This is a genomic window from Halococcus sp. IIIV-5B (genome assembly GCF_003602035.1).
Classification (GTDB): Archaea; Halobacteriota; Halobacteria; order Halobacteriales; family Halococcaceae; genus Halococcus; species Halococcus salsus.
In genome coordinates, this window is the sequence record NZ_QZWE01000004.1 from 103,512 (window position 1) to 129,246 (window position 25,735).

Sequence of the window (25,735 nt, forward strand, 5' to 3'; positions counted from 1 at the left end):
CGGGACGGTCGGCGTCGCGCTGGAGTGAGGGCCGTGGGCAGCCGACTTCCTTCTCAAACGACCGTTAAGAATATGTATGTCCATCATTATAGTTGATACGCATGGGTAACGCAGAGGTGAACGCGAAGCACCCAGGGCCGGACCGGCCCGCCAGCAGACGACGGTTCCTCGGCGCGGTCGGGGCCGCTGCTGGCGGGGTTGCCCTGTCCGGGTGTACCAACGTTCTCGCGACGTCCGACAGCGACCCCGATACCGTCGAGTATTGGACGCTGTTCGGCGGCGGGGACGGCGACGTTATGGCACAGATGACGGACCGGGCGGTCGCCGAGCACGACATCACGGTCAACCGCCAGCGTTCGGCAACCGACTACTACACACGGCTGTACACGTCGCTCGTCGGGAACCAGGCTCCCGACGTCGCGATCGTTCACGCCACGCGGCTCCGGGAGTACGAGGACCTCGTCGAGCCGATCGGCAACGAGATCCCCCTCGATCCGTACCTCGATACGATCGCCGAGCGTGTCGTTCGAAACGGAGACCAGCTCGCGACCCCGCTCGACGCCCACCCGTACGGCCTCTACTACAACAAGGAGATCTTCGAAGAGGCGGGGCTCAACCCGAACGAGCCACCGAACACCCCACAGAAGTTCCGCCAAGCCGCCGAGGCGATCAAGAAGGAGACGGACCACTGGCCGATGCACTACAACGGTGCCGATATCGTCATCAACACGCTGGTGGTGTTGATGAACAGCCTCGGCGGCGTACTCCTCACGGACGAGGGCGAGCCACGAATCAACAACCGAAACGGGTTGGCGGTCGCCCGGACCCTCAACGAGTGGGTGCACGAACGCGGCTGGTGCCCGGTCGACGACTCGACCGGCTGGGACGCCTGGAACCGCGGCGAGGTCGGCATGATCTTCGAGGGGACGTGGCACGTCAGCGTCGTCCAGGAGGCCGGCTTCGACTTCGGGCTGACCCAACCGTTCGTGATGCCGAACAGCAAGACCCCGAAGACGTTCGCGGACAGTCACACGTTGGTCATTCCGAAGAGCGACACGCGGTCTGCGTCGGTTCGAGCGGATGCAGTCACGCTCATCAAGGCGCTGACACAGGAGTACAACGCGTACTGGGCGCGCGAAGCCGGTCACGTCCCGGCCTACGAGGCGGCCGGGAGCAACGACGACCTCCGGTCGAGCCGGATGTGGAACCAGACGCTCGAAGTGTTCTACGGCATGGCTGAGAACGACCATCTCGCGTACCCGCCCGCGACGGACAACAATCAGGACTACATCGAACAGCTCTCGCGGTACTTCCAGGGCCTCCGTCTCGGTTCGTTGACGCCGAAACAGACGATTCGACAGTCCGCCGAGGGGCTACAGCAGGTGTACCTCTGATGGCGAGCGTCGACGAACCCGACCGCGGTCGGAGCTATCTGCCCTCGTTCGACACCGACGCCAGCCGCGGCGAGCAGCTCTTCGGTATCGGCTTCTCGCTGCCGTACCTCGTCCTCGCGATGGGATTTCTCTTCGGCCCGCTCCTGCTCGGGTTCTACATGAGCTTTCACGACTGGCAGCCGCTCGCGCCGCTCCAGTCCGAGTTCATCGGGCTCGAGAACTACCGCACCCTTCTCTCGGACCCGCGATTCTGGCAATCGCTCGGCAATACGGTGTGGTTCGTCGTGCTCACGGTACCGACGATCGTGGTGCTTTCCCTGTTGCTCGCACTCGGGGTCAACCGCGAGGTCAAGGGCAAGTGGCTCCTCCGAACGATCTTCTTCAGCCCCTACGTCCTCACCGTCTCGGTCGCCGCCCTGCTCTGGGCGGACCTCTTCTCGGGAACCGGGCTCGTCCCCTACTACACTGGAACCAGCAACTGGCTCACCTCTGAGGCGCTCGCCATGCCGGCCATCGCCATCACGACCGTCTGGTGGCAGCTCGCGTTCAACTTCGTTATCCTCACCGCCGCGAGACAGAACGTACCCGAGCGACTCTACGAGGCCGCCAAGCTCGACGGGGCGAGCAGCTGGCGCATGATGCGTGACGTCACGATCCCACAGCTTCAGAACCCGCTGTTGTTCGTCGTGATCACCACCTTCGTCGGCTCGTTTCAGGTCTTCGGTCAGCCGTACATCATGACCGACGGCGGCCCCGCGTTCTCCACGAACACGATCGTGATGTACCTCTATCAGACCGCCTTCACCGGCCACGAGTTCGGCTACGCGGCCGCCATCGGCTACGTGCTGTTCATGATCCTCATCGCCGTCTCGGCCATCAACTTCTACTACCTCGGGGGATCGAGCGAATGAGCACCAACCGTCCCTCACTGACCGACCTCTCGTTCGACACCGACCAGCTCCGCTCGTTGGGCGTCTACGTCGGCCTCTACGGCACCGCGTTCCTGTTCTTGGTGCCGTACATCTGGATGGTCTCGACCTCGCTGAAGCCACGCGCGGAGATCTACTCGGCGGTCCCGAACCTCATCCCCGAGGAGCTCACCCTCTACTGGTACCGCTATCTCTTCGCGAACTCCGAGATAATCACTTGGACGGTCAACACGTTCGTCCTCGCCGGGATCACGACGGTCGTAGTGTTGTTGATCGACTCGATGATCGCCTACTCGCTGACACGGCTCGACTGGCCGGGCCAGCGGCTCGTCTTCGGCGTGATCCTCGGGAGCTTCCTGGTGCCGGGGATCATCAACCTCGTCCCGGTGTTCATCATCACCTCCGAACTCGGGCTCGTCAACAGCCTCCTCGGCGTGGTGCTACCGAGCGTCGTCAACCCGCTCGGGGTGTTCATGCTCTATCAGTTCTTCCGGGACATCCCGGTCGAGCTGGAGGAGGCCGCCCGTATCGACGGTTTCTCGCGGCTACGGATCTTCATCCAGATAATCCTCCCACTGATGCGCTCGGCGCTGGTCGCGCTGGGGTTGTTCATCTTCATCTGGACATGGAACGCGTTCGTCTGGCCGCTGTTGATCCTCCAGGACGAGTCGCTGTACACGCTCCCGATCGGGCTGGTCAACCTCCGTGACAACATGGGCGTCGCCGAACCCGGCATCGTGCTGACCTCGGCGGTCGTGGCCTCGATACCGCTGCTTCTCCTGTTCCTGTTGTTGCAGCGCCAGCTCGTTGAAGCCGTCGAACTACAGGGGACGGTCAGATGAGTCACGACGTGCGACACCGTGGGGAGGACACGTCCGAGGGGCAGGAGATCGACCCGCTCTACGCGAGCCTGCGCTCGACGGCGGGTTTCGCCTGGCGACATCTCGACGCCGTCGTCGTGGTCAGCGTCGCGTGGCTGCTCTGCTCGCTGCCGGTCGTGACGGCCGGGCCGGCGACCCTCGGCGGCTACCGGGCGATCGTTTCGCTTCGCGAGAACGGCTCCATCGACCGGCGAGCGGTGTCGACGACGGTTCGCGAGCGGTTCGTCCACGCTGTCGCGCTGGGGCTGTTCCCGGTTGTGCTGGCGGCGATCGCGTTGATCTACGGACTGACGCTCCTCGAAACCGGGGCGGTCACCGCCGCCGTGCTCACGGTGGTCACCGCCGTGGTGACGGGCTACGGCTGGCTTGTCTCGGTGGCGGCGTTCGCCGCGCTGGCCGACGGAGAGAGGCCGGTCGTCGCGCTGCAGCGCGGTGCGCTGTGGACCGCGCGTCACGCGGTCGCGGCGGGCGTGCTCGGGATCGTGACCGGGCTGCTGCTCGCCGGGCTGGCGCTGACGACCGTCGGGGTCGGGCTGTTGTTCGGCGGGCTGGCGTTCGTCTTCCACGATGACCTGTTGACGCGAACCGGGTATCGATCGGCGACCGCGACCGGCGACGGGTCGCCCGAACCGGCGGCGGACGGAGCGACATCGATCGACGACACCGGAGCCTACCAATGAGCAAATCAAACGACAACACCGAAACGACGACGTGGACGAACCGGCGGGGGAACGAGGCGGACGCGGTACCACAGCGTGGGGACCGCGAGAGCGCCCCGGTGACGTTCGAGAACGTCCGGAAGGTCTACGACAACCGGATGGTGGCGGTCGCGGACTTCAGCGCACGGATCGAGGGCGGGGAGTTCATCACGATCGTGGGCCCCTCCGGCTCGGGGAAATCGACGCTCCTCCGAATGATCGCGGGTCTCGAATCGATATCGGGTGGCGACATCCTGGTCGGTGGCGAGAGCGTGAAGGGTGTCGACCCGCAGGACCGCGGGATCGCGATGGTGTTCCAGAACTACGCGCTCTACCCCCACATGAGCGTCCGCAAGAACATGTCATACGGGCTGAAGCTGACGTCGGACCTCGATAGCGAGGAGATAACTCGACGCGTCGAGGCCACCGCCGAGATGATGGGTATCGGGGACTACCTCGACCAACGACCGGGGACCCTCTCGGGCGGCCAGCAACAGCGCGTCGCGACAGGACGGGCCATCGTTCGTGACCCGGCGTTGTTCCTCATGGACGAGCCGCTCTCGAACCTCGACGCTAAGCTGAAGATACACATGCGGACCGAGCTCCAGCGGATCCAAGACGACCTCGGAACGACGACGATCTACGTCACCCACGACCAGCACGAGGCGTTGACGATGTCCGACCGGATCATCGTGCTCGACGAGGGCGAACTCCAGCAGTTCGCCTCACCGAGCGAGGTCTATGACCAGCCGGTCAACCGGTTCGTCGCGGACTTTATCGGGGAGCCGTCGATGAACTTCTTTGACGTGACCCTCGACGGCCACCGACTGTTTGCCCCGGGGTTCGAGTACTCGCTTGGCCCGGACGTTGCGGAGACGGTTCGCGGCCGACAGCGCGACGAGGCGCTTGAACTCGGGGTCCGTCCGGAGGACATCTCGCTCTCCGAACGGGGTGACATCACCGCGCGGGTCGAGGTTGTCGAGAACGCGGGCAGTGACAACTACCTCTACCTCGACGTGGGCGGCTCCGAGTGTACGGTTCGGGTCTCCGGAAACGTCGACGTCACGCGGGGTGCGGAGCTCTCGATCTCCTTCGAACCCGACGACATCCACATCTTCGACAGGGCGACTGGGGAGAACATCTCCCCGTACATCGACTCGAAGGCGGCGACCACGCGCTCGACGACACAGTAGGCGGGACGTGGGACCGCCACACCCCGTGACGGCTGCTCGATTCGAACCATCGGCGATACCCGAAAGCGAGGATACCCCCCGTCGGCGAAAGGAAATGACAGCAAACCGACTCGATTTGAGACATTGATGCGAGACGGTGGTGAAGGTAGGAGATGGTCGATAGTGATATTTTGGTTCACACTGGGACGACCGATCCGACGACGGCCACGCTGACCGTCGACCCAGACATCCGCGGTGAGCCCGTCGAACCGATGCTCTTCGGGAAGTTTTGTGAACACCTCGGGAACAACGTCTACAACGGGATGGAGGCACAGGTCCTGTTCAACCCGACGTTCGGCAAGTGGCACTTTCGAGCACCTCAGCGACGTCGATGGGGCGGGTACGCGAGCGACGTCGACATGGACCAGATACGCGAACGAGCGAGGGCTCACGACCGCCCGCTCGCGTATCCGGCGACGGTCGACCCGGATGCACTGGTCGTGGCGTACGACGATGGGCTGGCGTTCGGCTGGTTCCCAACCAGCAAGGTCGTCTGTAGCCCCGACACCGGCCCGAACGGCGATCGTGCACAGCGGCTCGAGGTTCGGAACGCCGACGGCGGCGTTCACCAACGAACGAAGCTCCCGTTGCATCGGACTCGCCGCTACGAGTTCCGCCTCAGGGCGCGCGACGGACGAAACAACGGTCAGTGTCGGGGTTAGACCGACTCCCGATGACCCCCACGAACTCCCTTCGAGGGTTTCGACTACCGTCATCGAGCTTTCGAACAAGTGGCGAACCGTCGATGGGATGTTCGAGCTCCCCGACGGGGCGGATGCCGACGCCGTTACGACCTCTCGCTAACGGCTCCGTCGCCCGCGGCCGTCGTGGTTGACCGCGTGCTGGTCTACCCCGACGACCACATCGACCACGCCGACCCGGAGGTCGTGAACCACCTCCGACGGTCCGGCCTCCCGCTGCTACGCTGGCCGGGGGGCAACTTCGCCTCGGGCTACGACTGGCGCGACGGCGTCGGTACCGTCGACGAGCGACCGGTATGGCCGAACCCCGTTTGGGACGGGCTCGAATACAACCTGTTCGGGACCGACGAGTTCATGCGGTTCTGTGAGAATGTCGGCTGCGAGCCCTCGCTCTGCGTCAACGCCGGTGACGGGACGCCCGAGGAGGCCGCGGCGTGGGTCGAGTACTGCAACGGTTCGACGGAGACGCCGCTGGGTGCGCTTTGAGCGGAGAACGGTCATCCGGAGCCCTACGACGTCACATACTGGGAGATCGGCAACGAACCTTACGGGGAGTGGCAGGTCAACTGGACGACCCCCGCCGGCAACGCGGACCGCTATCAACGCTTCCGGGCGGCGATGCTCGCGGTTGATCTCGAGATATCGGTCACCGCGTGCGGCCACGAACCCACCGAGGACGGCCGATGGAACGACGTCCTCCTCGAACGCTGTGGCCGGGACGTCCGTGCGGTCTCGACACACGTCCTTGACGGCGGTGTGGTCGACGCCGATACCGACCCGGACGAGCTCTACCACGCGTTCGTGGGATTCGCCGCACAACTGGGGGGACCTTTGTGGACCTCCACGACCGGATGGTCGCTGCTGGTATCGAGACCGCGAAACTCGACATGACCGAGCTGCAACTGTTCGCGAGCTTCGAGCGCGACGAGGAACTGGATCGGGACGACCCTGAGAGGGAGGCCGGAGCCCTCACACCGGCGACGATGCCGACCCCGGCGACGATCGCTGAGGCGATATACGACGCGACGATACGTCACGAGTGCATCCGGCACGGGAGCTTCGTCGAGATGCTCACCCACTCCGCGACGGTGAATCACGTCGGCGGGCTCGAAACACGGGGCGAGCGGGTGTGACCCAACCCGTGTCACCACGGGCGCTCGATGACGGTGATGTTGGCGGGGAGAATCTCCGTTGGCCTCGGGTTGTCGTGTGGAACGATCTCGACCGAAACGATCTTCGGCGGGATCCGGCCGGTCGACGGCGTCCCGACACTGGATGCGATGGCCGTCGTGGATGACGACGCATCCGAACTGGTTGTGATCCTGATCGACCGGCGGAGCGGCGGTGCCCCGGTCGAAGTGACTATCGATACCGGCACGTTCGACCCGGACGCCACGGCCAGTGTGACGACGCTCTCGGGCGAGACCATGTACGTGGCGAACACCCACGATAGGCCAGACCGGGTCACGTCGGTCGAATCGACGGCGACGTTCGATGACGACCTGACGCTGGACCTCAACCCGTACTCAATGACGCGCGTCGTGATACCGCACGCGGACCGCCTCTCCAAGTGACCACGACGAAGGATCGGACGCCTCACCGAGGCTCGTCGTGGGAAACACTACGCCGGGGCTATGCCTGTGGTTCGACCGTTCGCTGGTCGAGCGGCAGACTGTGGACTGCATCGCCCTCTTGGTCGAATAGATGGACCCGCTCCGTATCGAGCGAGACGCCGACGTCGTCCCCGACGACGAGCCGTACCGACGCGCCCGTCTCGGCGATCATCGTCTCGCCCTCGATCCCGAGGTAGACGATGTTCGAGGAACCGACCTGCTTGAAGACTAAGGGTCGCGGAGACGTCCCCACCGGTCGCGATCGGCGCCACCGAGACGTCCGCCGGTCGGACCCCGAGTTCGGAGGGGGGTCCGAGACGCGATCGGGGGCTGGAATACTCTTCGCACTCACCCAGGAACGGTTCACTCAGAGGATCACGACCGGCTACGAGTTCTAGCCGTCACGACCTCCCATCGGACGTTTCCGACCGTATCGGAGCCGATGCACCGCCGTGCCGAGAGTAGTAGTCGACGTCGACACCCGACGTGGACGATTCTGAGTAGGACCTTCGCAGTTCGGAAACCGTACCGACGAGATGAGTACCCCACCGATGGCGCTGAATCATCCGATAGAGCATCGCTCCGAGCCTAGTTTGTCAGCTATCCATGTCTGTTGCTCCCTATTAGACTACTTCGCGGCTCTCTCACAAATTCCGGCCGAGTGTGATCCTTGATATAACAATTCCCGTCCAACTTCTATCTCATTTCTCCCTCGATATTTCGGTCGTTCTTAAACTTTCCATATACAACCCTTCGATGACGGCATTCACCGTATCGTACCCGGATATCAATCGATCGCCCGGACGCAGCGAACCGATTATCTCTGCCTGCTCCTTCCCTGATCGGGTCGAATACGTCTCGTTCTCTCGGTATTCCGAAGGACTTCATAACTACCACGCTGAGAAAGCGGCTATAGTTTATTGTGACTTCTCGCCCGGAAACCGATACAGTAGTATGCACGGTTTCGATCCAGTGGTCCCACCTTCCTCATCGACTCGACATTGGTCGCCGTAACAGTCGTACTGTTGTTATGGGCGATCACGTCGAGTCGAGCTTCTTCGACTGTACCACTGGCTTTCAACGTTTCCTCTGGAGATATCTCTACTACTGATATGTGTGAACTCTGGTGCTGGCTTGCCGGTACGGAGATCCGGTTCCCTCTCAATATTCGACAATATCGAACGCACAGACCGATCGTGTAACGATTGCACGAAAGTTACGAATCGTGCGGACGGTGATCGGGATCCGATCTCATCCGCATCGGTGGTGTCCTCCCGAAAGAGCTATTCACCGGCGTTCGATATTCTCCAGTATGAACCCCGAGCAGAACCGGATCAAGACCGCCGAGAAGGTCGCGTCGCTGTTCGAGTTCCTCCACGAGAACGGTGCCGTGACCTTGCCCGAAGCGTCCGAACACATGGGGTTGAGCAAGAGTACCACGTACAGCTATCTCGAAACGTTGGTCGACCGGGAGATGGTCGTCAAATCCGACCGACGCTACGAGATGGGTCTCAAACATCTGGAGTACGGCGGCCGAACGCAAGACAGAGCCCAGATCTACGAGGCATCCAAAGTACAACTGCACGACCTCCACGGAGCAGTCGGCAACACCGTCTGTCTCGCCGTCGAGGAGTACGACGACCTCGTTCTTCTGGAGCGACTCAATCCGGCGGAGACGATCGGATTCGGGGGCCACGTTGGACGCCGGGGGCCGTTTCATCGGGGCGCGCTGGGAAAGGCGATCCTGGCCTATCTCCCCGAGACGAACGTACGAGCGACGCTCCAGAAACACGGCCTGGAACCGCTCACCGAGCAGTCGCTCACGAGCGAGGAGGCGCTACGCTCGGAGCTCGAAACAATCCGGGAGCAGGGCTACGCGGTCAACGACGAGGAGGAGCACAAGAACTTCCGCGGGATCGCATACCCCATCCTCGTCGATACGGCGGTGAGGGGGTCGATCAGCGTCAGCGGATCGAAGACGGAGATAGAGACCAACGAGGAGGCGATCCACAACAGTCTCCAGTCGGCTAGGGACGTCGTGGAGATCAATCTGCAGTACGGCTAAGGGCTCGGTACGTGGTCGAAAGCATCGACTCGGTTCCGACCGAAGCCGTTCGATATTCTCCAGTGGATATCGTAACCGATCGGCGAACACGGGGAAGCGGGGGATTCGCTCCGGCATCTCCTCGCCCACTCGCCATCGGAAGCCGTACCAAAACGATTATTATGTATCGTGAGTCATGATGGCGATACAGATGCATTGGTTGTTGCAACTCGGACCAGTCAGCCCTGCCGTATTGTCCTTCATCGTCGGGGTGATCCTGGTTATCGTCCTCCTCGTACGCCTCAAAGTCCCGCCATTCATCGGACTTCTCATCGCTGCGTTCGCCGTCGCGGTCGTGACGCCGCAGATACCGCTCGGCAACACCGCATCGCGGATCGCCTCCGCGTTCGGGGAGACGATGACGGGGATCGGAATTCCGATACTGATGGCCGCTGTGATCGGAAAGTCCCTGACAAAGAGTCGGGCGGCTACCCGAATTCTGAACGCGTTCTCGTCGGTTACGGGACAACAACGGATCGGATGGGCGTTGTTCGCCACCGGCTTCATCCTCGCGATACCGGTGTTCTTCGACAACGTCTTCTACCTACTGATACCGCTGGCGTGGGCCGCGAGCACGCGAGTCGATGGCCGGAATTACGCGCTCTACGTCGTGATGATCGGGGCCGGTGCCGGTGCCGCAAACAGGTACGTTCCCCCGACCCCTGCCCCGTTGGCCGCCACCGACATACTGAACGTCGACGTCGGTACCACGATCCTCGTCGGGGTTGCCATCGCGATCCCGACGGCGGTCGTGGTCGGTGGGGGATACGGCCACTTCATCAACAATCGAATACACATCCCGTTACGGGAGTCGAGTTTCCTCTCGGATATGTATGCCGACGACGGGACAGGAGATACTGAACGCATGCCGAACCTGTTCGAGTCACTGCTCCCTATCATCCTCGCAGTCGTCTTGGTGGCATCACAGACGGTTACCTCGACGTTCTTCGGGCAGAACCAGCAGCTAGCCGCGCTGACGAACTTCATCGGTGACCCCAGTTTCTCGCTCACGGTCGCCGCCGTCGTCGCGGCCGTCACCTACCTCAGAACGGCGGACATCGATCTCGACGGATGGTCCGACGAGCTGACGGATTCGCTGAAGACGGGTGGAAACATCGCGGCCATCACGGCGGCCGGTTCGGCGTTCGGGGCCGTCCTCGCCGCCTCGGGTATCGGTGACGTCCTCGCGGAGACGCTCTCGCAGTACGGGTTCGGGCTTCTCGTCACGGCGTGGGTGATCGCGGCCGCCGTGCGGATCGTTCAGGGGTCGGCCACCGTCGCGGTCCTCACGACCGCACAGATCGTCCAGCCCCTCACGGACCAGCTTGCCGTCCACCCGGTGTATTTAACGCTGGTGATCGGGACCGGTGGGGCGATCTTCTCCTGGTACAACGACAGCGGTTTCTGGATCGTGAGCGAGATCGGCGGGCTAACGCAGAAGGAGACCCTACAGACGTGGACGGTCGTAACGACGCTTCAGTCGATAGTCGGATTGGTCGTGATCTTGGTCCTCTCCAACCTCTTCCCACTCATCTAACGCCGACGGTATCGGCGGTCCGCGGCGTCGCGCCCATCAGAACGTTTTTCCCGGTGGATCGGGTGGGTGGAGTATGGCCGACGAGAAACCCAACATCGTATTCATAAATACGGACCAGCAACGGTTCGACACCATCAACGCCCTCGGAGCGACGTTCATGGACACACCGAACTTGGACCGGCTCGTCGAGGAGGGTGTTTCGTTCACGAACAGTCACGTGACCGCGCCCTCCTGTGCGCCCTCGCGAGCCAGCGTGTTCACCGGCTACTATCCCCACACGACCGGGATATACAGAAACGGGGACCGATGGACCCACTCCTGGATCGAGGACCTCTCGGAGAGCGGCTACTACACGGTGAATGTGGGGAAGATGCACACTGCCCCCTACAACACCGACATGGGGTTCGACGAGCGCTACGAGGTAGAGAACAAGGACCGGTATCTGGCTCCGATACCGGCCGGGGAGCCACCCCTTCCGGGGGACAAATTCTATCTGGACGAGTGGGACAGGGCGCTTCAGGCGAGGGGGTTGCTCAAACAACAGCGCGAGTTCTACCGGCAGTGGGACGACTACGAGCAACGCCTGGGGGCCTTCGAGTGGGAGCTACCGAAGGACATGCATCCCGACGTTTTCGTTGGGAACTTCGCGTCTCGGTGGCTGGATCGGATGCCCAAAACCGAGCAACCGCTGTTCATGGAGGTCGGCTTCCCGGGCCCACATCCTCCCTACGACCCAGTACCCGAATACGCCGAGCGGTACCTCGAACGCGAGCTCCCGCTCCCGGACCCGTCACCGGACGACTTGGAGGGCCAACCGCAACCGCTGAAGGAACTCCGGGAGCACAACACGACCGTCGATCACGACTCCGTAACACACGACCTCGATCCGGAGGAGTACCAGCTCCATCGTCAGCGGGCGTACTACTACGCGAACGTGAGCATGATCGACGAACAGGTCGGCGGTATCCTGGATGCACTGGAGTCCAACGGCTACGACGACACGGTCGTCGTTTTCGCGTCCGACCACGGCGAAGCACTCGGGGACCACGGCCACATCCAGAAGTGGACCATGTACGACGAGGTGACTCGCGTCCCGACGATCGTCTGGTCGCCGGAGCGGTTCGATGCCGGCACGATCGACGAACTCGTCTCGCTGTTCGACCTCGGCCCCACCATACTTGAACTGGCGGGCCTCGACCCAGACGAAACCCTCGAGGCCGAATCCCTTCTTCCGGCGCTCGAACGGGACAGTTCGTGGTCCGGGCGGGACCGTGTCTTCGCGGAACACGCCCGGGATGGCATCCTCCGTGGGACGGCGCTGATGACCATGATACGAACGGAGAACTGGAAGTTCGTTCACTTCGTCGACAACGAGGCGGGACAGCTCTTCGACCTCGATCAGGACCCAGAGGAGGAGAAGAACCTCTGGGACGACCCGGATACGAAGGCCATCAGGGACCGATTTCACGAACGGCTGCTGAACTGGCGTCTCAACAGTGGTCTCCGGACCGCCGACTGGGCAGCGGCGTTCAGGTGAAGGAGGGATCCGAACCCTGACAGCCGCACAGGGGCGCATACAACACATATTTCCGTAGCTGCGTCCAACGACGGACAATGTCAGACGCCGGCGTTCGAAGAAGCTTCAACAGTTCCTTCATCACCTACCAGTGCCACTGCGGTTGGGTGGGCGACGACAGCGACATCGATGACTGGGACATCCAACCGGAGACGGACCGCGCCGTCCGTATCTGTCCCTCGTGTGGAGAACCGGTCCCTGAATGGGGAACCCATCGACCGCTCAGCGGTATCTCCGCGGTCGCCCGTGGCCCGCTCCGAGCGGCTCTAGTGGAGTTCGAGCGAACCGAGTGAGGCGAGGCCGCCGGCGCTGTCTCTCGAGTGTTGTCGATCGAAATTCCGGCCCACAGGGTCACGCACGCTGATGCAGTCGTCGCATCCGTCGAGGGGGAAAGCGTCGCTTCGCCTATCGACTCACACTCGGCTCGCATCTATTCCCCCACAGTTAGCAAAGATGTCCTTCTCATGGTGAATGTTTACAAAATCGAAGGAAGCGGCTCTCACGATGAAAGTATTCTACCTAACCGAGAGTGTCCTCACTTACATAACCATCTCACCGGAATAGCTCGAAACATCACCGACACAACGATCGTATTGACGAACGACAGCTCCGCGTTCGATATTCTGCATCCGCTCACAGTGGCGGGCGAGTCACCGACCGATGAGCCGGAAGTTCAAGAGTGACTGAGATCTCTAACTCGCTCACTGCGCTCCAAAGAATCAATAAAAATAACTCGAAATGCTTGACTGCTTCTCGTTGACGTGGAGATGTCTCTTCTGTGGGAAAATGAGCTGCTATCAGATCTGATATTGATCATCAACCGACGTTTTTCATCAAATATTTTCGCTTTTGCGGAAATATTATCGAATCCTCACTCGGAGACGAAATGTTGGGTACGATGACCCACCGAGCCGTTCTCAGTCGTGTCGGGAGCAGTCCAAGAACCGGTTCCGTGAATGAGACGAGGTCATCTCTGGGTGAGAAGCGTTTCTAATCGTCTTCACGGCCGCTGAGATCGCCCGAAAGTGGATGAGGGGTGAACATCGCGCTGTTCGAGTCGGAAGGCTCCCCGAAGACGGAAGACGTGGCGACCGACGAAATACGCATGGCTCCGAGTGGTAAAGATGAGTAAACACTATTGACGATAAGTGGATGAGATATCGGCGCGAAACCAATACTTCGATGCGTATCTGGCGATCCGGTGGGTTCGCGAACCATCGCGGGTGGTCGTACTTTCGGTACCCGGTCTCCGACTCGACACCTCCCGAACCGGGTTCGCTCGCCGGCGCTCCCGTCGGGGGTCGCGAGTCACACAGCTATTTGAACGCCCGCCGTCGAATCGAGAGCCATGCGTCTACAGGACTACTGGGGTATCGGACCGAAGACTGCCACCCAGCTCACCGACCAGATCGGGGTCGAACGGGCGGTTCGAGCGATCGAGTCGGTCGACATCGCCACCCTCACCGACGCCGGTCTTCCGCGCGGTCGGGCGACCCGCATCCTCCGCCACGCACACGGCGAACAGGGGATGGCGATCCTCGCCACCTCGGACACACGGACCGTCTACAAGGACCTCCTCGAACGGGCCGAAGCGTACGCCGTGACCGCCGCCGCCAGCGACCGCATTCGCGTTCTCACGCCGCTGACCTCCCGCGAGGCCATGACCGAGCGCCTCGACGACGTCACCCTCGCGGCCGAGACGTGGCGCGAGCACGACGAGCCAACCCGCGAGGCGATCCTCGACATCTTCGAGCGCTTCGACGGGATGGGCGGCGGCGACCGTGCCGCGGTCGAGACCGTCCTCGACCTCCAGGAGCTCGGCGTCGACGGCGGGACGTTCGCTTCGGTCGGATCGATCGACGCCGAGACGCTCGACGACGCCCGCGAAGCGCTCGGTGCCCTCGACACCACGGGCGGCGACCCCACCGTCCGTGAGGGCGTCGACGACGACCTCGACAGGTCGCGCCGCTATCTCGAAGCGGCCGAGGAGCTCGAATCACGTGGCATCGACGTCGTCGAGGCGATCCAGTCAGAAGGGGTCCGGTCGAGCGAGGCCTTCCGCGAGGCGTTCGTCAGCTACGTCGCCGACGAGACGCCGATCCCGGCGACGCGGGTCAGGGAGGCGACCCCCACCGAAGCGGCCGACGCGACGGACTTCATCACGCAGGGGCTCCGGGAGCTCCTCGCGAGCTTCCGGACGGCGGTCGAGACCCGCGAACGGGAGGTGCGGGGCGAACTGGAGGGGAGGCTCGAACGCAGCCGGTCGGCGATCGAGGCGGCCGCCACCGCGGTGAACGAGACCGCCTTCCAGGTCTCGCTCGCCCGCTTCGTCCACGCCTACGACCTCACACGACCCACGTTCGTGGAGTCGGGCTGTGTCGCGGTCGAGGACGCCCGCAACCTCTCGTTGGTGGCGTCGATGGGCGATGCCGTCCAGCCCGTCACGTACGCGGTCGGCGACCACGGCTGTGCGCCCGCGGTCCCGGACGAGGACGTGGCGGTGCTGACCGGGGCGAACAGCGGTGGCAAGACCACGCTGCTCGAAACCCTGTGTCAGGTCGTGGTGCTCGCACACATGGGACTGCCCGTCCCCGCCGCGGCGGCGGAGGTGAGTCGGGTCGACGCGGTCGTCTTCCATCGCCGGCACGCGAGCTTCAACGCGGGGGTGCTCGAATCGACGCTCAAGACGGTCGTGCCCCCGCTCACCGAGCGCACACGAACGCTGATGCTCGTCGACGAGTTCGAGGCGATCACCGAACCGGGTAGCGCCGCCGACCTCCTGTACGGGCTGGTCCGGCTCGCGGTCGACGCGGGCGCGGTCGGCGTCTACGTGACCCACCTCGCCGACGACCTCGAACCGCTGCCCGACCGGGCGCGGATCGACGGGATCTCCGCCCGCGGGTTGCGCGAGGACCTCACGCTGGACGTCGACTACCAGCCACAGTTCGGGACCGTGGGTCGATCGACGCCGGAGTTCATCGTCTCGCGACTGGTCGCGAACGCGACCGACCGAAGCGAGCGCGCGGGGTTCGAGGCCCTCGCGGCCGCCGTCGGCGAGGAGGCCGTCCAGCGGACGTTGCTCGACGCGGACTGGTCGTCCTGAGTGAGCCCCGAACCGGCCCCCTCAGGCGACGTTACGTTCGTCCCGCAAGCCGTCGTCCGTCTCGAAACCGACGACGGCCGTGCTCACACCGTCCCGCGTTCGAGCAGGTTTCGGGAGCGTATCCGGGTGATCCGGTTGTGGGCCAGGTGCCCCGACCCGTTCACTCCATCCGGTCCGGTTCGTCGGTGGGGTCCGTTGCACCGGCGGATTCCGTTCCGTCGGCGGGCTCCGGTTCGTCGGTCGCCGACTGGGCGGTCCCGGTGACCTCCGCGAACGCGACGTTGTCGCGGGCGTTCTGGATCTCGACCTCGACCTCGTCGCCAGGGCGGGCCCCGGGGACGATGACGACGTATCCCCGCTCGACCTTCGCGATGCCGTCGCCCTGGTCGCCGACCGACTCGATCGTCAGCGTGCGCGTCTCGCCGCTCTCGACCGGTGGCGACCGGGCGTCGTCGTTCGTGCGACCGGCACCCGACTGGGACCGGAACCCGCTCCCCTCGTCGGTCGACCCCGTCGGGAGAACCGCGACGCGGTAGGTCTCCTCGGGGACGATCGAGCCGTTCTCGACCTCGTTTTGCGGTATCTCGATCCGATACGTGTCGCCGTCCGCCTCGATAGACCCACTAAAGAGACACTCCAACCGGTCCGAAATCTCGACCATAGGTAGCTCGGTGCTCGTTCTGCAAGGCTATTGAACCTTCTCATTCGACCGGTCTCCCCGCCGGCAAGCTCTACCGGTCGAGGATCGGGTCCTCGAGCGCGCTCACTTCGGCCATGATGTCGGCGATGTTCGCCTCGCTGACGTCGTTCTCGCGGAGCGCCCGTTCGAGGTAGGTACCGACCGTCTCGAAGTCCGCCTCGCTGATGTCCAGGTGGCGGTGTGCGTCCCGCATCTCGCCACCGGTGTACGTGACGGGACCGCCGGCCACCGCACTGATGAACTGGACCTGGTGGGCACGCAGCTCGGCCATGTCCGTTCCCTCGAAGAACCCGACGAGTCGGTCGTCGGCCAGCACCCGGTCGTAGAAGTCCTCGACGACCGCCTCGACCGCCGCTTTCCCACCGATCTCCTCGTAGACTGAATCAGTCATCAACGGGGACCCTAACGGCCCGTCCCGGGTATCGGTTCGCCCGAACGCGATCGGGTCTTTTTCCGTCGGGACCGCGTCCGCGGTGCTCGACCTACGACGCCGTGAGGAGCTGGTCGAGGAGTTTCTCCTGGGCGACCGCCAAGTGTTCGCTGAAGGTCGCCACCGAGATGTCGAGCGAGTCGGCGACGTCCGCGGCCGTCGTCCGCTTCGGGTGGTCGAAGTACCCCATTTCGTGGGCCGCTCGCAGCACCTCGTACTGGCGGTCGGTGAACGCGGCCCGGTTTATCGGCACGAACGTGTCGTCCCCGTCGGGTAGCGCCTGCGTGAGACGCCGTACACGAACGTTTCGGGCGCACGAACGGACGTCCTCGACGACCGAGCGGACCGTCGGGAGACCGGGCGCGAGGAACGACAGCGTGAGCGTCCCGGCGTCCGCACGGATCTCCCGCGCGGGGCAGCCGTGGTCGGAGAGCGTCCCGCACGGGCAGTCCCCGTCCTCGTTCCGGAAGCGATAGATCGACTTCTCCTCGTCGCCGGCTATCCGTTCCGCGCGTTCGTCCGCCTGCGAGGACCCGGTGGTCCGGAGCGTCAGCTCACCGATCCGGCCATCGCCGGTGCCGGTGGACCGCCCGTCGGTCGTGATCGATTCGACCTCGAAATCGGTGCTCAGCAGGGCTGCGGGACAGCGGTCGATCCCCGTCACCGAGATCTCGACGTGGACGGCGGATTCCATATCGGACGGTCGTGGATCGAGCTATAAGCGTTCCACGAACGCCTCGCACGACCGGGGCGCGTTGCGGCTCTCGATCGACATTGAACGCCACGAGACACCCACATCATCGACCACACGTATCGCCAACAAGCATACAACGGGACGGGCGGTAGCCCGCGCTGTGGACCGAACTGACCCGGACCCCGATGGCGATTCCGACTGCACCGAGGCGAAGCGAGCCTCGCAGCGGCGAAAGTCGGTTCTCATCTGCCCCGGGTGTGGACGCGAGGCGCTCGCGACGGATGACTGGGACCAGGAGCCCACGGACCGAGAGGATCGGATCGATCTCGTCTGTCCCGACTGCCGGACCCGTCTCGCGACCCGGGGCAGCGATCCGGAGACGGAACACGGACGGGGGACCCCCACTCCGATGCTGCCGGGCACGACGTTTCCACAACTGGCTGTCTCGACCGGCTTGCACGTCACCGCGGTGCAGCTCGACCTCTGGGCACGGCTCTGGACGCCGCCCACCGCTCGGCGCGGCAGGGGTCGTTCGTAGGCCGACCGTGTCGCGGCGTCGCACGGGTTCGGATGTGCGTTCGATGGCCGACCGACTCGCCGCGTCGTCGGAGCTATCGCACGGTGAAGCACACCATCACGTTGCGAAGGACCTCGTTCGGTTTCCAGAACTCTCTGTAAGAGTGGTCACTCCCGACGATGAGACGTCCGTCGAGAGCCGTCTTCGCTGAATTGGAAGACACGTTTCCGACGATACGGGGCTTCTCGCCAAGTAGAAAGGGGACCCGTCGCGTGGCATCACCTGCAACTTCCCCGCCCGACTCGATACACGTCATCGGCAAATAGCTACTGGCCGTTCTTCGGCCACACGAACGACTTCCCCGCGGATAGCGATCGCTGCTCCGCTTTCCGTGTCCTTCCTCCCGTCCGCGGAACGGAGCGGCGCGTGAGACGGTCCCATCGCGTTGCCGCGCAGACCATCGGATCCTCCCCCGTAACCGCTGCTGTCCACCGAACGAAGCCAACGGAGCGCCCTCGAAGGGGTCGGAACAGTTCTCGAGTGGATCCGGATCGAGGGTCGCGCTTCGTCGAGCCGTGGTGGGGTTTTTCTCGCTCCTCTCGGGGGTGAGAACTCACACAAGGCTTATATCGAACTGGACTAAACGTTCATTCAGACCAGAGGAGGGCCGTTGCGTGGCATCACTCCGTGACCTCCCTCCCGCTGGTCCACCCTCCCACTTTCGACGAAGACGAATCCCGATAGCCTTCCTTATATCCTTGGATGTTCCGAACCGTTCATTGCCGATGCGGTCCACCGGATCGGGACGGAGCGGTCCGCTCCCCGCGACAACTGGTCGCGCGGGGGACTCTCGGCGGCGATCGACCGCTCGACGGGACGACTGGGGGAGGGGGTTCAGTACCCGTACGATGGCTCCCTCGAATGGCACTCGACCCACCCGGAAACGGGGAACGCGATAGCCGGGCAGGAGATCCCCGGCTGGGAGGCGGTGAAGGAGAAGATGACGGCGCTGGCGGGGCGGTTCCCCCAGCTCCCCTACGTGGGGTGGGACATCGTCGTGACCGACCCCGGCGAGTTCACCGTGATCGAGGGCAACACGTGCAGCGGGGTCCGCGTGTTTCAGGTTCACCGCCCGCTGCTCGACGACCCGCGGGTACGGCGTTTCTACGAGCACCACGACGTCATTTGACCCTCACCGGAGGAGCCGTCTGAGTAGGTCGTAGACACCGCTGAGTACCAGTACCGTCGCGACCAGCACGAGCAGGTTCAGGGGTGAACCGGCTCCGATGGGTGTCACGGTCACCGAAAGCGGGTAGACCGCGACGAGGTAGACCCCGAGCGCGACCGCCGCCAGGACCACCCCTTCGACGAGCGCCCGGACCCGATCGCTCGCGAACACCCGGCCGAGGGTCGACGACCGCGTCTGAATCGCGTTCGTTCGCCGCTCGGGCGGGATGGTCACGCCGCGACGACCTCCCGACCGGGGTCGAACCGTCTCGGGGTGGAGTCGACCCACGGCACGGTGTCGACCCCGATGCGCGGGAGGGGGCGCGAACGAGCGGGGGGCATACCGCTCTCTTCCGTGGCCTGGCCAACAGTCTTTACGGTTCCGGTGACGACCCGCCGCGCCGTTCCTACCGGAGTGCTTTTTCCGACACCGTTGGTAGCCGACCCATGGAGAAAGCAGTCGTTCAACAGCGGCTCGCCGACAGCGGGGTCGTCGCGGTCCTCCGTTCGATCCCCGAGGACGTCATCGTCGAGGTAGCGAACGCGATCCACGAGGGCGGGGTGACGGCGCTCGAAGTCACGGCGGACGCCGACCGCCCCGCCGAGATGATCGCCGCCATCGACGAGGACCTCGAGGGGACGGATGCGATCGTCGGGGCTGGCACCGTCATGGATGCCGAAACCGCCAACGAGGTCATCGACGCGGGCGCGGAGTTCGTGCTCGCACCCAACTTCGAACCAGAAGTGGTCGCGGCCTGCAACGAAGCCGACGTCGTTTGCGTTCCGGGGATCATGACGCCGACGGAGGCCGTCGACGCGATGAACGCCGGCGCGGACGTCCTGAAGGTGTTCCCGGCGGCGACGGTCGGGCCGGGTCACATCAGCGCGCTTCGGGGCCCGCTGGGCGACATCCCGCTGATGCCCACGGGAGGGGTCTCGGCGGAGAACGCCGGCGCGTTCTTCGAGGCCGGTGCCATGTCAGTGGGTGCCGGGTCGGCGCTCGTCAACTACGAGGCCATCGAGAACGGCGATATGAACGGCGTTCGAGAGCGGGCAGCGGACTTTGTCCGCGCCGTCGAGACCGCCCGGTCGGGCTGAGCTCGGCACCGACGAAACCCATCGAGGCGGCCGGAGAACCCGGTCTCAGTCCCGGTCGAGGTTCGCGATCGCGTCGTCGATGTCGAACGCCTCGGTGGTCTCGCTTCCCGCCTCGGTTCGGTCGACACCCTCCTGCTCCTCGTCGATCTCGACCTCCGGTCCTTCCTCCTCAGTGAACTCCGAGTGGACGCCCCAGGGCATTCTATCGCCTCCTGACGGGTCGCTCGGGTTTCCGCTCCGATGCGGCACCACGGTAGACCGTTCCGTTCGTAACTCTCATCGTTCGGGCGGTTCACTACGCCCGTGGAACGATTATACCTGTCGGGGGATGGAGTCGCGAGCGGTCACTACCCGAAAGACGGCTGTAGAGTCGGACCACACCGCCCTCCCGTCGTCGTGAGCGGTTCTCACGTCCGCCGAAACGGCGGCTACTCTACCGCCATCTCGACGGTGCCCTCGACGTACCGTTTGACCGATTTGTTCCCGTCCGCGAGCGTCGACGACGACCGCTCGACGGTGCGTTCGACGATGGTCCCGCCGGCACCGACCGCGACGTCGTGGGTCTTCCCGCGGGCGACGCCCTTGAGTTTGGCTTTGACCGGCGTCTGCAGCCGGTTCCACTGGCCGGCCGAGCGGCGCTCGTAGACCTTGCCGCCGCTTCCCGCGGCGAGCCCCTTCGCCCCGTCGCGGTCGAGGGCCCGGATCGCCTGCCGACCGTCGTCGATCACGTGCGGGGTCCACCGGAAGCCGTCGTAACGGTAGACGATCCCGTTGCCGGCGGCGACGTTCACGTCCTTCGGCCCGACACTGGCGATGTCGAAAAAGCCCTCGCCCGCGAAGTCGATCCCGATGCGCTTCCAGTTCGTGCCGCCGTCGGTGGTTTCGGCGACGAACTGACTGGTCGAGCAGACGTGTCCCGCCGTCCGACCGTGGAAGTCGATGGCCGGGATCGTCGACCCACCACCGGGTTTGGTGACCTTCTCGTACTTGATCGCGCCGTTCTTCCGGCGAGTACCGACGAGGAGCTCGCCCGAGCCGTTGACGAAGAAGAGCCGTTCGTTGGCCCCAGCCTTCCCGACCACCGAACAGCCCTCCCAGGTGCTGGTCTTGCCCTTCGGCGCGGAGTAGTTCGTGAGGGTCTCCGTGACGACGTTGTACTCGCCGATGACGCCCGACCCGCCGACGAACCAGATCGCCTTGCCGTCGCTGGTCACGTCGACGGCTCGCAACGGCCGGCTTCGCGCCTGCGGGCCGTAGTCGACGACCGTCTGCCAGCCGCTCTTCCGGCGCGCGAGCACGTCGCCACCCGCCCCGACCGCGAACGGTCCCTCGACGGTGTCGACCACCCCGTACAACGTCTTCGTCGTCGGCGAGTCGACCCGCGTCCAGACGGTATCCGACGACCGCTTCGATGCGACCCCGACCGTCGGGACGCCGACCGCGGCGACCGCCGCCGCGCCGCCCGTTTGCAGGAAGTTCCGTCGTGTCAGTGACATCCGTTTTTCACCACACCTCCGGTTCGGAGCCACCGCCCTTTAATTGACAACAAACTGCCACAAGATATCGTATTCGAACGAACCGTTTCGCCTGGGTATCAGTCGGTCCCGCGATAGGCCAGCACCGCGGCCCAGAGCGCCCCGCCGGCGAGCACCATCGACGTCCCCGAGAGGAACTGTATCGTGGTGAGTTTCCAGAGGACCGAGTCGTGACCACCTCCACCCTCGGATCGCTGGGTATCGGTGGTATGAGCGGTGTGAGCGGTGGCCGTCGTTTCACCCGATCCCGCGGATCGCGTCTCGGAGGTCGTATCCGCCGTCGAACACGACGTCGTTCCGGTTGCAGTCGTCGGGGCTCCGGCCGCGGTCGCCGAGGCGGTCGTGCCGGTACTCGTGGTGAGGTTCGCGGTCGTGGTGTGCTGGCAACCGTGTGCCGCCGCGGGGGCGACGAACCCCGTCGCGAGTACCGCGAGACACAGCGTGCCCAGCCCGAGCCGTCGGACGAGTGGTCTGAAACCCATACCGCCGACCACCGCTCACTCGCCATATATTCGGGACACGCTCCGGATCGATTGACCGATCTTCTACTCCGTCCGACGGGCGGTCGTCGTTCGACGGACGAGACTGCACGACCGCGAGAACCACGACCGGTCGGATCGAGCGGGACGTATGTACGTTCGCCCCGCGACCGCCGCCGACCGCGCCGCGCTCCCCGCCCTCCACACCGCCAGCGTCCGCGCGTTCGGGTCCGAGTACTACGACGCCGACGCGGTTCGACGGTGGGCGAAAGCCGGGGATCGCTCGCCCGCGGACTACGAACCCGACACCGACGACGAGCACGTCGTCGTCGCGGTTCGCGACGGGGTAGTCACAGGCTTCGGCCACCTCGTCCCCGCCGTGGGCGAGGTTCACGCGGTCTACGTCCACCCCGACCATGCCCGCCGTGGCGTCGGGAGCGCGCTGCTCGCCGAACTCGAAGGCTACGCGCGGGGCTGCGGTCTCGACCGCCTCTCGCTCCAGTCGTCGCTCAACGCGGTTGGGTTCTACGAGCGTGCCGGTTACGAGCGCGTCGGCGAGGGCGAAAGCCCCGGTGGGCTGGCCGTCGTCGGGATGGAGAAGGTGCTCTGATCAGGCTCGCGGGTCGCGGTCGGGACCCGGATACTCGCCGCCGACGACGGTCGGATGGAGGGTCGCGGGGTCGAAGAGCTGGGCGAATCCCGCGGGGTGCTTGACGCTCACGTCGACGTACGGGCGGAGTTCGGCCCCGGTTCTCGCGGTCCGGAGCCCGTCGTTGAACGAGAGGAGGTGCGCCGCGTCGCCCGCCGCGGCCGACGCGAGCGCCGGGTGGTCGCCCGGCGACTGTTCGACGCGAACCCGCAGCTCGTCGATCCGCTCGCGCCACGCGTCGGCGAGGTCGTCGTCCGCGAGGGTCGCGACGACGGCCGCCGCGTCCGCGAGGAGGGCGTCGCTCGCGACCAGCGAGACCCACGAGTGGGCGCGCACGAGGTCGAGCGCCTCGCGGGCCGCGCCGTCGCAGAGCAGGTCCGCCGCGAGCACGTCGGCGTCGGCTACGACTCGCGCGGGGTCGGGTCGGTCAGTCATCGCGACGCGTCGCGAGCACGTCGCTGACCGTCTTGGGCGTCACGTCGTACTCGGCCGCGCGCTCGAACAGCGCTTTCCAGCTCATACCCTCGACCGTGGCCGCCGAAACAAACGGATTGCGTTCGACTCAGACCGTCGCGGTCGACCCACCGCCGCGACCGTCCAGCGGTCGGCGCACGAGCCGCGACCGCGGGAACGAGTAGCGCCGGTCGCTGCCGGGGTAGGTCACCTCGACCACCGGTTCGCCGGGGTCGTAGGCGCGGTTCGTCGGATGTGCCGCAACGGTCGTGTCGAGGTTCCGGATCTCGACCTCGTCCGCTCGATGGTCGACCACGCCCGCGACGACGAGGTAGTCGCCGGTCTCGCGGTCGCGGACGCGCTCGCCGGGGCGGTACGTACAGTACTCACACAGCGGTAGTCGGACGGTCTCGGGAACGAACGTCGTCCGACCGCACGCGAGACAGTCGGCGGCGCGCGCGCCGGGCGGCGGGACCCGACCCCGCGTGACCTCGATGGCGACCCGGCGAAGGTGTTTACAGCGCGCGCCGCGGCGGACGTGGTCGGGGCACGAACACCGGCCGTGGGGGAGGTCGACGACGTGGTTCGCGTCGGCCTCGGTCTCGACGACGTACTGACCGCCGCCGAGCGGTGACACCGCCATGCGTTCGGTCCACGCCCGGGCGGCGCGGGCGGGGAGGGCCCCGAGGTCGGGGGCGAGCGATTCGGTTCGTGACGCGGGTGTGTTTCTGGTGTGCGTCATGGGTTTTCTCCGGCAGCAACGTCTCTCGGACGTGTTCTACCGTCAGTGGAAAGAGGGGCTGGAACGGCCTAAAGCCGTCGGCGGGGTTCGAAGCGCTTTTCTCAGGGCCGACGGAATCACCGGTCATGGAACGGGAGACGCTGGTCGAGGCCGTGGTTTCCATCGTCGCGGTGGCGATGTTCCTCGTCGTGATCGTCGTCGTCGGCGTTCTCTTCGAGGGGGCGAACCACCAGCTCGTCGGTCTCGGCCCGTTCGCGCTGATCGGCAGCGTCGCCTTCTTCATCGTGGCGATGTCGATCGCGGGCTACTTCCTCGCCGGTCAGTAGCAGCTTCAGGCCTCGGCTTCGCCCTCGTCGTCGGCTTCTCCGTTCGCCTCACGCCAGTCGGTGAGCTCCTCCTCGTCGGCGTCGTCGAGCGCCTTCTCGTAGTAGGCCAGCGGGTGCGAGATGGTCTCACACCGCTCGTCCTTGTTGATGCAGTCGCCGTAGGACTGCATCGTGGCGCACGACGGGGGCGAGTACTCCGTGGGTCCGGTCTCGCCACGGATGTGGTCGGTCTGGTACCGCGTGATGTCCTCCGCGAAACCCGGGTTCACGGTGTAGAGGTCGACGATCTCGTCGGTGGTCATCCCGATCGAGGCGAGGAAGGCGGTGATCGCGAAGCGCGAGTGGTGGGCGAGGTGGTCGCCCTTCTGGACCCCGTCGAGCAGCGCCTTCATGCACGGCGGGAAGCGCTCGGGCACTACGGTGTCGATGTCGCGGGTGAGGTCGAGGTCGGCGAGCGTCTCGCGGAGGTCGGCCACGGGGCCGTCGAGCGCGTCGCCGACGGCGGTCGGCACGGCGAGAGGAAGCCCGTCGGCGACGCGGCGCTCGACCGCCTTCCGGAGGAGGTCGTCGCGTTCGGCGGTCGAGACCGGCACCATCCCGTCGGCGAGCGCGCGGTTGACCAGCCGCCAGCCCTCGCCACGCATGTCGGCCGCGAGCGGGAGGTACGCGCCGACCTCGACGAGGTGGTCGTCGAGGTCGGTCTCGGCGGGGTGGATGTGGCGCGCGAGGTCGAACTCCGCGAGGAGGTCGTCGGCCGTGAGCGGCTGTTCGCGTGCGCTCTTGAGCTTCGAGCCCTCGGCGGCGGTGAAGCGCTCGTGGGCGGCGCTGGCCTCGCTCCGTGCGTAGCGCCGTGTCAGGATGTGTTCGTCGACGAGCGAGACCAGGACGCGTGCCAGCGGGTACGAGAGGAGTTCGGTGCGGACGTCGCGGTGGGGCTCGCCGATGTCGCCCTCGGTGAGCGCGCGCTCGACGCGCTCGGTCGCGCGCGCGACCACCCGCTCCTCGTCGGCGAGCGCACGGAGGTCGGGGTCGAGCTCCGCGACGGCCTCGCGTGCTCCATCGAGGAACGGGTAGGTGGCGTGGCGGCGCTCCATTCGCGGGTCGTACTCCAGCGAGG

At 65.0% G+C, this 25,735-nt stretch carries 31 protein-coding genes; 20 read left to right on the forward strand and 11 right to left on the reverse strand.

From position 1 onward, the window contains the following. The first annotated feature begins 101 nt into the window (after nucleotides 1-101). From D3261_RS04635 to D3261_RS04680, 10 genes are all read left to right on the forward strand, one after another. On the forward strand, nucleotides 102-1,394 hold the full coding sequence (locus D3261_RS04635) for an extracellular solute-binding protein (protein ID WP_120069794.1): 1,293 nt from the start codon (nucleotides 102-104) through the stop codon (nucleotides 1,392-1,394). 119 nt (nucleotides 1,395-1,513) lie between these two features. Next, entirely contained in the window at nucleotides 1,514-2,305 is a 792-nt protein-coding gene (locus D3261_RS04640) for a carbohydrate ABC transporter permease (RefSeq protein WP_394337573.1), read from the forward strand. Continuing rightward, nucleotides 2,302-3,165, forward strand: coding sequence for a carbohydrate ABC transporter permease (locus tag D3261_RS04645; RefSeq protein ID WP_120069540.1), 864 nt, complete (start codon nucleotides 2,302-2,304; stop codon nucleotides 3,163-3,165). Before D3261_RS04640 ends, D3261_RS04645 begins: the two co-directional genes overlap by 4 nt. After that, entirely contained in the window at nucleotides 3,162-3,884 is a 723-nt protein-coding gene (locus D3261_RS04650; protein WP_120069543.1) for a hypothetical protein, read from the forward strand. The genes D3261_RS04645 and D3261_RS04650 overlap by 4 nt, the downstream gene beginning before the upstream one ends. After that, nucleotides 3,881-5,095: an ABC transporter ATP-binding protein gene (locus tag D3261_RS04655; protein WP_120069546.1), complete on the forward strand. Its 1,215-nt coding sequence runs from the start codon at nucleotides 3,881-3,883 to the stop codon at nucleotides 5,093-5,095. The genes D3261_RS04650 and D3261_RS04655 overlap by 4 nt, the downstream gene beginning before the upstream one ends. Before the next feature lie 152 nt (nucleotides 5,096-5,247). Beyond that, nucleotides 5,248-5,796, forward strand: coding sequence for a hypothetical protein (locus tag D3261_RS04660; protein ID WP_120069549.1), 549 nt, complete (start codon nucleotides 5,248-5,250; stop codon nucleotides 5,794-5,796). 165 nt (nucleotides 5,797-5,961) lie between these two features. Beyond that, on the forward strand, nucleotides 5,962-6,321 hold the full coding sequence (locus D3261_RS04665; protein WP_120069552.1) for a hypothetical protein: 360 nt from the start codon (nucleotides 5,962-5,964) through the stop codon (nucleotides 6,319-6,321). 132 nt (nucleotides 6,322-6,453) lie between these two features. Next, on the forward strand, nucleotides 6,454-6,726 hold the full coding sequence (locus D3261_RS04670; protein ID WP_120069554.1) for a hypothetical protein: 273 nt from the start codon (nucleotides 6,454-6,456) through the stop codon (nucleotides 6,724-6,726). Next, the gene (locus D3261_RS04675; protein ID WP_147464928.1) at nucleotides 6,669-6,968 is read left to right on the forward strand and encodes a hypothetical protein; all 300 of its coding nucleotides are present in this window, start codon (nucleotides 6,669-6,671) and stop codon (nucleotides 6,966-6,968) included. The genes D3261_RS04670 and D3261_RS04675 overlap by 58 nt, the downstream gene beginning before the upstream one ends. Before the next feature lie 27 nt (nucleotides 6,969-6,995). Beyond that, a complete protein-coding gene (locus D3261_RS04680) occupies nucleotides 6,996-7,409 on the forward strand; it encodes an alpha-L-arabinofuranosidase C-terminal domain-containing protein (protein ID WP_120069560.1) in 414 nt (137 codons plus the stop codon). Nucleotides 7,410-7,467: 58 nt separating this feature from the next. Here the strand turns inward: D3261_RS04680 and D3261_RS04685 are convergent, their stop codons facing one another. After that, nucleotides 7,468-7,701, reverse strand: a complete 234-nt coding sequence (locus D3261_RS04685; protein WP_233553889.1) for a hypothetical protein — start codon at nucleotides 7,699-7,701, stop codon at nucleotides 7,468-7,470. 1,059 nt (nucleotides 7,702-8,760) lie between these two features. Here D3261_RS04685 and D3261_RS04690 point away from each other — a divergent pair. From D3261_RS04690 to D3261_RS04710, 5 genes are all read left to right on the forward strand, one after another. Next, nucleotides 8,761-9,513, forward strand: coding sequence for an IclR family transcriptional regulator (locus D3261_RS04690; protein WP_120069563.1), 753 nt, complete (start codon nucleotides 8,761-8,763; stop codon nucleotides 9,511-9,513). A 232-nt stretch (nucleotides 9,514-9,745) separates the two neighbouring features. Beyond that, complete coding sequence (locus D3261_RS04695) at nucleotides 9,746-11,089, forward strand: GntP family permease (RefSeq protein WP_233553890.1); 1,344 nt, start codon at nucleotides 9,746-9,748, stop codon at nucleotides 11,087-11,089. A 73-nt stretch (nucleotides 11,090-11,162) separates the two neighbouring features. Continuing rightward, nucleotides 11,163-12,626 (forward strand): sulfatase, encoded by a 1,464-nt coding sequence (locus tag D3261_RS04700; protein ID WP_120069566.1) that lies wholly within the window; start codon nucleotides 11,163-11,165, stop codon nucleotides 12,624-12,626. Between the two features lie 77 nt (nucleotides 12,627-12,703). Continuing rightward, a complete protein-coding gene (locus D3261_RS04705; protein WP_120069569.1) occupies nucleotides 12,704-12,958 on the forward strand; it encodes a hypothetical protein in 255 nt (84 codons plus the stop codon). 1,055 nt (nucleotides 12,959-14,013) lie between these two features. Next, nucleotides 14,014-15,768 carry a DNA mismatch repair protein gene (locus D3261_RS04710; protein WP_120069570.1) on the forward strand — a complete coding sequence of 585 codons (1,755 nt, stop codon included), beginning with the start codon at nucleotides 14,014-14,016 and terminating at the stop codon, nucleotides 15,766-15,768. Nucleotides 15,769-15,928: 160 nt separating this feature from the next. Here the strand turns inward: D3261_RS04710 and D3261_RS04715 are convergent, their stop codons facing one another. The 3 genes from D3261_RS04715 to D3261_RS04725 form a co-directional block, all read right to left on the reverse strand. Continuing rightward, the gene (locus D3261_RS04715; protein WP_120069573.1) at nucleotides 15,929-16,429 is read right to left on the reverse strand and encodes a TRAM domain-containing protein; all 501 of its coding nucleotides are present in this window, start codon (nucleotides 16,427-16,429) and stop codon (nucleotides 15,929-15,931) included. A 70-nt stretch (nucleotides 16,430-16,499) separates the two neighbouring features. Continuing rightward, a complete protein-coding gene (locus D3261_RS04720) occupies nucleotides 16,500-16,859 on the reverse strand; it encodes a group 1 truncated hemoglobin (protein ID WP_120069576.1) in 360 nt (119 codons plus the stop codon). A 91-nt stretch (nucleotides 16,860-16,950) separates the two neighbouring features. Beyond that, nucleotides 16,951-17,592, reverse strand: coding sequence for a helix-turn-helix domain-containing protein (locus D3261_RS04725; protein WP_120069579.1), 642 nt, complete (start codon nucleotides 17,590-17,592; stop codon nucleotides 16,951-16,953). A 160-nt stretch (nucleotides 17,593-17,752) separates the two neighbouring features. Between D3261_RS04725 and D3261_RS04730 the strand changes: the two genes are divergently transcribed. Continuing rightward, on the forward strand, nucleotides 17,753-18,130 hold the full coding sequence (locus D3261_RS04730) for a hypothetical protein (protein ID WP_120069581.1): 378 nt from the start codon (nucleotides 17,753-17,755) through the stop codon (nucleotides 18,128-18,130). A gap of 778 nt (nucleotides 18,131-18,908) precedes the next feature. Next, nucleotides 18,909-19,298: a sugar-transfer associated ATP-grasp domain-containing protein gene (locus tag D3261_RS04735; protein ID WP_233553894.1), complete on the forward strand. Its 390-nt coding sequence runs from the start codon at nucleotides 18,909-18,911 to the stop codon at nucleotides 19,296-19,298. A gap of 3 nt (nucleotides 19,299-19,301) precedes the next feature. On the opposite strand, the gene D3261_RS04740 is transcribed toward D3261_RS04735, so the two are convergent. Next, nucleotides 19,302-19,571 carry a hypothetical protein gene (locus tag D3261_RS04740; protein ID WP_120069583.1) on the reverse strand — a complete coding sequence of 90 codons (270 nt, stop codon included), beginning with the start codon at nucleotides 19,569-19,571 and terminating at the stop codon, nucleotides 19,302-19,304. A gap of 212 nt (nucleotides 19,572-19,783) precedes the next feature. Between D3261_RS04740 and D3261_RS04745 the strand changes: the two genes are divergently transcribed. Next, on the forward strand, nucleotides 19,784-20,434 hold the full coding sequence (locus D3261_RS04745) for a bifunctional 4-hydroxy-2-oxoglutarate aldolase/2-dehydro-3-deoxy-phosphogluconate aldolase (RefSeq protein WP_120069586.1): 651 nt from the start codon (nucleotides 19,784-19,786) through the stop codon (nucleotides 20,432-20,434). Nucleotides 20,435-20,479: 45 nt separating this feature from the next. On the opposite strand, the gene D3261_RS19960 is transcribed toward D3261_RS04745, so the two are convergent. The 3 genes from D3261_RS19960 to D3261_RS04755 all read right to left on the reverse strand — a co-directional run bounded on the left by D3261_RS19960 (nucleotide 20,480) and on the right by D3261_RS04755 (nucleotide 22,451). Continuing rightward, complete coding sequence (locus D3261_RS19960) at nucleotides 20,480-20,635, reverse strand: hypothetical protein (protein ID WP_158589354.1); 156 nt, start codon at nucleotides 20,633-20,635, stop codon at nucleotides 20,480-20,482. A gap of 227 nt (nucleotides 20,636-20,862) precedes the next feature. Beyond that, the gene (locus D3261_RS04750) at nucleotides 20,863-21,930 is read right to left on the reverse strand and encodes a twin-arginine translocation signal domain-containing protein (protein ID WP_120069589.1); all 1,068 of its coding nucleotides are present in this window, start codon (nucleotides 21,928-21,930) and stop codon (nucleotides 20,863-20,865) included. Nucleotides 21,931-22,028: 98 nt separating this feature from the next. Beyond that, complete coding sequence (locus D3261_RS04755) at nucleotides 22,029-22,451, reverse strand: hypothetical protein (protein ID WP_147464929.1); 423 nt, start codon at nucleotides 22,449-22,451, stop codon at nucleotides 22,029-22,031. 148 nt (nucleotides 22,452-22,599) lie between these two features. Between D3261_RS04755 and D3261_RS04760 the strand changes: the two genes are divergently transcribed. Continuing rightward, entirely contained in the window at nucleotides 22,600-23,058 is a 459-nt protein-coding gene (locus tag D3261_RS04760) for a GNAT family N-acetyltransferase (RefSeq protein WP_120069595.1), read from the forward strand. Here the strand turns inward: D3261_RS04760 and D3261_RS04765 are convergent, their stop codons facing one another. Together D3261_RS04765 and D3261_RS04770 are read right to left on the reverse strand one after the other, a co-directional pair. Then, nucleotides 23,059-23,532, reverse strand: coding sequence for a hypothetical protein (locus tag D3261_RS04765; protein ID WP_120069598.1), 474 nt, complete (start codon nucleotides 23,530-23,532; stop codon nucleotides 23,059-23,061). Nucleotides 23,533-23,659: 127 nt separating this feature from the next. Next, entirely contained in the window at nucleotides 23,660-24,292 is a 633-nt protein-coding gene (locus tag D3261_RS04770; protein ID WP_120069601.1) for an SWIM zinc finger family protein, read from the reverse strand. Nucleotides 24,293-24,417: 125 nt separating this feature from the next. Here D3261_RS04770 and D3261_RS04775 point away from each other — a divergent pair, with 125 nt between their 5' ends. After that, nucleotides 24,418-24,618 (forward strand): hypothetical protein, encoded by a 201-nt coding sequence (locus D3261_RS04775; protein ID WP_120069605.1) that lies wholly within the window; start codon nucleotides 24,418-24,420, stop codon nucleotides 24,616-24,618. Nucleotides 24,619-24,623: 5 nt separating this feature from the next. On the opposite strand, the gene priL is transcribed toward D3261_RS04775, so the two are convergent. After that, the gene (priL, locus tag D3261_RS04780) at nucleotides 24,624-25,712 is read right to left on the reverse strand and encodes a DNA primase regulatory subunit PriL (protein WP_120069607.1); all 1,089 of its coding nucleotides are present in this window, start codon (nucleotides 25,710-25,712) and stop codon (nucleotides 24,624-24,626) included. Between the last annotated feature and the right edge of the window lie 23 nt (nucleotides 25,713-25,735).